General features: G+C 74.5%; 7 protein-coding genes and 1 pseudogene. 5 read left to right on the plus strand and 3 right to left on the minus strand.

Going from position 1 to position 6,000, the window contains the following annotated elements; translation table 11 throughout:
• Positions 1 to 80 precede the first annotated feature (80 nt).
• Positions 81 to 848, plus strand: coding sequence for an SAM-dependent methyltransferase (locus tag ABD879_RS22790; protein ID WP_345023592.1), 768 nt, complete (start codon positions 81 to 83; stop codon positions 846 to 848).
• A 454-nt stretch (positions 849 to 1,302) separates the two neighbouring features.
• Here ABD879_RS22790 and ABD879_RS22795 read toward each other — a convergent pair whose 3' ends face one another.
• Entirely contained in the window at positions 1,303 to 1,890 is a 588-nt protein-coding gene (locus ABD879_RS22795; RefSeq protein ID WP_345023593.1) for a TetR/AcrR family transcriptional regulator, read from the minus strand.
• 72 nt (positions 1,891 to 1,962) lie between these two features.
• Between ABD879_RS22795 and ABD879_RS22800 the strand changes: the two genes are divergently transcribed.
• On the plus strand, positions 1,963 to 2,784 hold the full coding sequence (locus ABD879_RS22800) for a class I SAM-dependent methyltransferase (RefSeq protein ID WP_345023594.1): 822 nt from the start codon (positions 1,963 to 1,965) through the stop codon (positions 2,782 to 2,784).
• A gap of 204 nt (positions 2,785 to 2,988) precedes the next feature.
• Here the strand turns inward: ABD879_RS22800 and ABD879_RS22805 are convergent, their stop codons facing one another.
• On the minus strand, positions 2,989 to 3,414 hold the full coding sequence (locus tag ABD879_RS22805) for a PPOX class F420-dependent oxidoreductase (RefSeq protein WP_345023596.1): 426 nt from the start codon (positions 3,412 to 3,414) through the stop codon (positions 2,989 to 2,991).
• A 43-nt stretch (positions 3,415 to 3,457) separates the two neighbouring features.
• On the opposite strand from ABD879_RS22805, the gene ABD879_RS22810 reads away from it, so the two are divergent.
• Complete coding sequence (locus tag ABD879_RS22810) at positions 3,458 to 4,081, plus strand: alpha/beta hydrolase family protein (protein ID WP_345023597.1); 624 nt, start codon at positions 3,458 to 3,460, stop codon at positions 4,079 to 4,081.
• 143 nt (positions 4,082 to 4,224) lie between these two features.
• On the opposite strand, the gene ABD879_RS22815 is transcribed toward ABD879_RS22810, so the two are convergent.
• On the minus strand, positions 4,225 to 4,443 hold the full coding sequence (locus tag ABD879_RS22815; RefSeq protein ID WP_285493950.1) for a DUF5999 family protein: 219 nt from the start codon (positions 4,441 to 4,443) through the stop codon (positions 4,225 to 4,227).
• Between the two features lie 279 nt (positions 4,444 to 4,722).
• Between ABD879_RS22815 and ABD879_RS22820 the strand changes: the two genes are divergently transcribed.
• Positions 4,723 to 5,469, plus strand: coding sequence for a (Fe-S)-binding protein (locus ABD879_RS22820; RefSeq protein WP_345023598.1), 747 nt, complete (start codon positions 4,723 to 4,725; stop codon positions 5,467 to 5,469).
• A 56-nt stretch (positions 5,470 to 5,525) separates the two neighbouring features.
• Positions 5,526 to 6,000: pseudogene (locus tag ABD879_RS22825) on the plus strand (hypothetical protein); the annotation flags it as partial.

The following is a 6,000-nucleotide window of genomic DNA, read 5'->3' on the forward strand; positions in this document are numbered from 1 at the left end:
TGTCCGCTTCCGGTCAGCGTCGGGAGGCGCTCTTCGGGCCATGCCAAGATCGCGCCATGTCTCATGATCAACGACTCCCCATGGAGATCGACACCGAGAATCCCTCACCGGCCCGGGTGTACGACTACGTGCTCGGCGGCAAGGACAACTACGCGGCCGACCGGAAGGCCGCCGGCCGGGTCCTCGAGCTGGAGCCGCACGCCCGCGACTCCGCCGTGGAGAACCGCCGGTTCCTGGCACGGGTCGTCGAGCACCTCGCCGGGCAGGGGATCGACCAGTTCCTCGATCTCGGTTCCGGGCTGCCGACCATGGACAACGTCCACCAGGTCGCCCAGCGCCACGTTCCGGACGCCCGCGTGGTGTACGTCGACTTCGATCCGATGGTGCTCGCCCACGCCCGCGCCCTGGTCAGCCCGAACGGGGGCGTTACCTACGTTCACTCCGATATACGCGACGTCGCCAAGGTCCTCGAAGGGGCACGCGGCCTGCTGGACTTGAGCAAGCCCGTGGCGTTGCTGGCGATCGCGGTCCTGCATTTCGTGCCCGATGAGGACGATCCGGCCGGCCTGGTGGCGGCCTACGCCGGGGAGCTGGCCGGCGGCAGCCGGGTCGCGATCAGCTGCGCCTCTACCGAGGACGTCAGCCCAGAGCTCATAGCCCGGATCCGCTCGGTCTACGACAACGCCCCCAGCCCTCTCCATCTGCGCCCCCGGGACCGAATCCACGGCCTGTTCGGGAACCTGGAATTGCTGGAGCCCGGGCTGGTCCATGTCACCGACTGGCCCGTGCCCAGCGGTTCGCCCCGACTGCCGCTCACCATGCTCGGCGGTGTGGCGATGATCCCCTGACGGCTCGCGCCTGACCAAAGGGCGCGCCACGCCTGAAAGGCCGTCGAGATCAAGACCTCGGCGAACACCTCACCGACCGATTCGCCAGCATGCTTCCGCGGCTCACGTCACGTCGGTGGACGGGCCGAATCCGGGTGCCCGACTGCCGGCCGACACCGGAGGCGACCTGCGCGCTGCGGTCGGCGACGCCGACCTGCCCCTCGTCCCCCCGCAACTCTCGACGGCTGAAGGGCAGCCTGCCCGACCGCTACCGTCGTGGGCTGCGTTGTCGCCCATCAAAGTCGAGGACGGGCGGCCTGTCCCTTCCGCCGGCGCCAATGCGCCGAGAGGGAACTTCACACCCAGAGGTTGATCGCGCTGGCCCGCCGCCTGCTCGACGTCATCTGCGTGCTGCTGCGCGTAGGGCGACCGGACGGTCACGGCGGTGTCGCCGAGGCCCGTTTCCCGGGGGCGGTCATACGACGTCGGCGAGCACCGTGGTGACCAGCTTCTTGACGGCGGCCGTGGTCGGCGGGTCGGCGTCGCGGTCCGCGAACAGCAGATGCCCGCCTCCGACCAGGGAGAGGGTGAGCGAGTCGATGTCGGCGTCGGCCGAGATGCGGCCCATCGCGCGCTCGTCGGCCAGGTAGGCGGAGACCGCGGTCGTGATCTGGGCGAGGATCGCGATGCCGCCTCCGGGCCTGGCCTGCCGCAGCCGCGCGCGCAGCTCGTCCCGGGAGGTGATGAGCGGGATGATCGCCACGGGCACCGGTCCGAACAGGGTGGTCAGCGCCTCGGCGAGGTTGTCGGCCACGGTGCCGGTGCCGGCGGCCTCGCGCAGCGTCTGCGCCTGCCGCTCCAGCCGTGCGGCCCGGTCGAGCACGAGCTCGGCGAGGAAGGTGTCGAAGTCGGTGAAGTGCCGGTGCAGGACGCCTTTGGCGCAGCCCGCCTCGTCGGTGACGGCGCGACTGGTCAGCCTGTTCGGGCCATCCCGCAGCAGCACGCGTTCGGCGGCGTCGAACAGCTGCCGCCGCGCGTCGCGAAGGTGTACTCCGGTCGGCACCCACCGGATCGTACCGCGCGCAGAACCCCGGCGTCCGCTTGCAAATGGGCGCTTGCCCACTAGAGTGGGCACATGCCCATTCAAGCGCAGGAGCAGCCGGAGCCGGTGCAACTGCACCGGGCCCGGCAGATGGCGGAGTCCTTCGGTATCGACGCGCAGCGCTACGACCAGGCCCGACCGGCCTACCCCGACGCCCTCGTGGCGCGGATCGTCGCCGGGAGCCCGGGGCCGGACGTGCTCGACGTCGGCTGCGGCACGGGCATCGCGGCCCGTCAGTTCCAGGCCGCGGGTTGCACCGTGCTCGGCGTCGAGCCGGACGCGCGGATGGCCGACGTCGCGCGGTCCCGCGGCCTGCAGGTCGAGGTGGCCGCCTTCGAAGCCTGGGAGCCGGCGGGCCGGACGTTCGACGCGGTGGTCGCCGCACAGTCGTGGCACTGGGTGGATCCGGTCGAGGGCGCCGCGAAGGCGGCCCGGGTGCTGCGTCCCGACGGACGCCTGGCGATCTTCGGGCACGTGTTCGAGCCGCCTGCCGAGGTCGCCGAGCCGTTCGCGGACGCCCTCCGCCGGGCGGCGCCCGACTCGCCGTTCAGCAGGCAGCCGGCGCGACGTCCGCTGGAGATGTACCAGGCGGGGTACGCGAAGATCGCCGACACGATCCGGGAGACCGGGCGGTTCGGTGAACCGGAGCAGTGGCGGTTCGACTGGGAGCAGTCCTACACGCGCGACCAGTGGCTGGAGCTGCTTCCCACCACCGGCGGTCTCACCCGCCTTCGTCCTGATCAGCTGGCCGAGATCCTGGACGCGGTCGGCCGCGCCATCGACGCTCTGGGGGGCCGCTTCACGATGCAGTACACCACTTTGGCGACCACCGCCGTACGCGTCGGCACCGCTTGATCCCCTGCCGCGCGGGGGCGTTGCACCCCTTGGCCCCCCGCCCTCACCGCCACGGCACCTGAGGGCGGGGGAGGGAGCGGCAGCCGCCGGATGAGATGACGGTCCGCCGCTTGAAGAGGGGTGCACGTCAGCGGACGGTCCGCCCTGGCGTGCAACGCGATCGGTGGCGTGCCTCGTGCGGTGGTGCCTCCCGCGCCGGTCGGGTCAGGCGGCTATGTCGCGTTCGGCGATGACCTTGGTGAGGCGGACGCGGACGAGCGACTCGCCCGGGACGCCGTTGCGGGCGCCGAACTCCTCGGCGCGGTCCTCGCCCATGTAGCGGCCGCCGATCGCGGTGGCCCACCGGCGCACTTCGGGCACGTCCTCCGACAGCGTCGCCTCGCCCTGCATGAGCACGAAGGAGAACGGGGGCGTGTCGTCGTCCACGCACACCGACACGCGCGGGTCGCGGCGCAGGGCACGGGCCTTCAGGGACTCGGAGCCCGTGGTGAATACCAGGTCGTCGCCGTCCAGGACGAACCAGATAGGCGTCACATGGGGCGCGCCGTCGGCGCGGGTCACCGCCACCTTGCCGGTGCGCGTGCCGTGGGTGACGAACGCCCGCCACTCGCTGTCGCTCATTCTCGCCATACCCGTGGACCTTCCCCGGCGGACGGGTCGCTACCGTGGGCGCATGCGGATCGACACGGCGCAGGGGCCGGCGGAGGTCACCCTCGACGCAACCGGCGACCCGGCGTTCCTGCTGGTGCTGACGCACGGCTCGAACGGCGGCGTGGACGCCGCCGACCTGCTGGCCGTCCGGGAGGTCGCGCTCGGCCTGGGCGGGGCGGTCGCGCGGGTGCTGCAGCCGTTCCGGGCGGCGGGGCGGCGCGCGCCCGGCTCGCCGGTCCGCCAGGACGCCGCCTGGCTGCAAGTGGTCGAGGCGCTGCGCGGCCGGTTCGGGGACGTGCCGCTGGTGCAGGGCGGGCGCAGCAACGGCGCCCGGGTGGCCTGCCGCACCGCGCGTGCGGCGGGCGCGGCCGGCGTGGTCGCGCTGGCGTTCCCGCTGGCCCCGCCCGGCAGGCCGGACAGGTCGCGCGCCCGCGCGCTGCGCGCCGCCGGCGTGGAGGTGCTGGTCGTCAACGGCGACCGCGACCCGTTCGGCGTGCCGGACCCGGCGGACGCGGCCGAGGTCGTCGTCCTGCCGGGCGAACGGCACGACCTGAACAGGAACCCGGCGGCCGTGGGCGCGGCCGTGGAGCCGTGGCTGCGCCGCTGGACGGCGCGTGCCCCGGTGCCGGGCGGCCGCGCGAGCTGAGCACGGCCCCCGGCCCCCGGCGTCCCGGACGGGCGGGCCCGGAAGCGGCCGGGTGGAGTCGGCGTCGGTGCGGCGGCGCCGCCCCGAGGATGATCACCCCGTAGTGGTCCCCCGTGGGGAGGGAGGTCCCCCGTGGCGACCGGTCAGACGGCGGACGGCGCCGGCGCGGTGCGCGCCGGGGCGTCCGTCGGCCTGTGCGGTGCGATGACACCCCCGTCGGGCAGCAGCTCGCCGGTGTCCTCGAACAGGACGACGCCGTTGCACAGCAGGCTCCACCCCTGCTCGGGGTGATGGACGATCGTCCGGGCGGCCTCGCGGTCAGGGCCGTCGGCGGCGGGACAAGGCGGCTGGTGCGGGCACATCTGCGTGCCTCCGGTCTCGACAACTGATGTGGGTTTGCATGTGTTCGACGTCACCCAGTGTGGAACGGTTCGCCCCGACCGGACCATAGCCCGAAGGGACGATTGTGAAGTGGTACCGGAGGACGGGCCGGGCCGTGCCGGGCCCCGCTCAACAGAGCCAGATGCCGCCGTCCGGCCCGCACCGGCCACCCGGCGAGCCGCGACTTTACCGGGACCGGGAGCGCCGCGGCCCCTACGATGGCCCCTGGGGGTGTGGGCCAGGGGGAGGTGAGGCCGCACATGCGCGTCGCGCTGTTCGTCGCGTGCTTCAACGACGCGCTGTTCCCCGGCACCGGCCGGGCCGTGACCGTCCTGCTGGAACGCCTCGGGCACGAGGTCGTCTTCCCGCCCGGCCAGACCTGCTGCGGCCAGATGCACTGGACCACGGGCTACCAGCGGGAGGCCGCCGACCTGGCCCGCCGCTTCGCCGAGGTGTTCGGCGGCCACGACGCGGTGGTGACCCCGTCGGCGTCCTGCGCCGCCACCGTGCGCGCCGCCTACGCGCGCATCGCCCGCGCCGCCGGCGACGCCGGGCTGGAGCGCGCCGCGGACGGGCTGGCCGTCCACGAGCTGTCGGAGTTCCTGGTGGACGTGCTGGGCGTCACCGACGTCGGCGCCTACTTCCCCCACCGCGTCGCCTACCACCCGACCTGCCACTCCCTGCGGACGCTGCGGCTGGGCGACCGCCCGCTGCGGCTGCTGCGCGCCGTGCGGGGCCTGGAGCTGGTCGACCTGCCCGCGGCCGAGGAGTGCTGCGGCTTCGGCGGGACCTTCGCGCTGAAGAACGCCGACGTGTCGGTGGCGATGGTGGCCGACAAGGTGCGGCACGTGCGCGGCACCTGCGCCGACGTGCTGTGCGCCGCCGACAACGGCTGCCTGGCCCACATCGGCGGCGCCCTGTCGCGACTGCGCGGCGGGGTGCGCGTCATGCACCTGGCGGAGATCCTGGCCGCCACCGGGACGCCGGCCGCGGCGGGGCGGCCGTGACCGGCGGCTCCTCCGCCGGGGGGAGGGACTCCTCCGCGGGGCCGGTGCCGCTGCCCATGCCCAGGTTCGCCGTGGCGGCGCGCACCGCCCTGGCCGACACCGGGCTGCGCCGCGACCTGCGGGCCGACGCCGCGGCGCTGCGGCGGCGGCGCGAGGCGGCCGCGGGCGAGCTGGGCGACTGGCAGCAGCTGCGCGAGGCCGGCCGCGCCATCCGCGACGAGACGCTGCTCAACCTGGACGCCTACCTGGAGCGGCTGGAGAAGTCGGTCACCGAGGCGGGCGGCGCCGTGCACTGGGCCGCCGACGCCGCCGCGGCCGCCCGCCTGGTCACCGGCCTGGTGCGGGCGAGCGGGCACGGCGAGGTGGTGACGGCCGCCGCGCCCGCCGCCCGCGAGATCGGCCTGCACGACGCCCTGGCCGCGGCGGGCGTGACCGTCCACCCCACCGACCTGGCCGAACTGGTCGCCCTGCTCGGCGGCGACCGCCGGCGCGCCGCCCGTCCCGCGCCGCCGGCGTTCCACCGCGACCGGG

The organism is Actinomadura keratinilytica, from assembly GCF_039539665.1.
Lineage (GTDB): Bacteria > Actinomycetota > Actinomycetes > Streptosporangiales > Streptosporangiaceae > Spirillospora > Spirillospora keratinilytica.

Coding starts and splice junctions, on each gene's coding strand:
- ABD879_RS22790 (WP_345023592.1), top strand. CDS start 81: ATGGAGATCGACACCGAGAATCCCTCACCGGCCCGGGTGTACGACTAC.
- ABD879_RS22800 (WP_345023594.1), top strand. CDS start 1,963: ATGCCCATTCAAGCGCAGGAGCAGCCGGAGCCGGTGCAACTGCACCGG.
- ABD879_RS22805 (WP_345023596.1), bottom strand. CDS start 3,414: ATGGCGAGAATGAGCGACAGCGAGTGGCGGGCGTTCGTCACCCACGGC.
- ABD879_RS22810 (WP_345023597.1), top strand. CDS start 3,458: ATGCGGATCGACACGGCGCAGGGGCCGGCGGAGGTCACCCTCGACGCA.
- ABD879_RS22815 (WP_285493950.1), bottom strand. CDS start 4,443: ATGTGCCCGCACCAGCCGCCTTGTCCCGCCGCCGACGGCCCTGACCGC.
- ABD879_RS22820 (WP_345023598.1), top strand. CDS start 4,723: ATGCGCGTCGCGCTGTTCGTCGCGTGCTTCAACGACGCGCTGTTCCCC.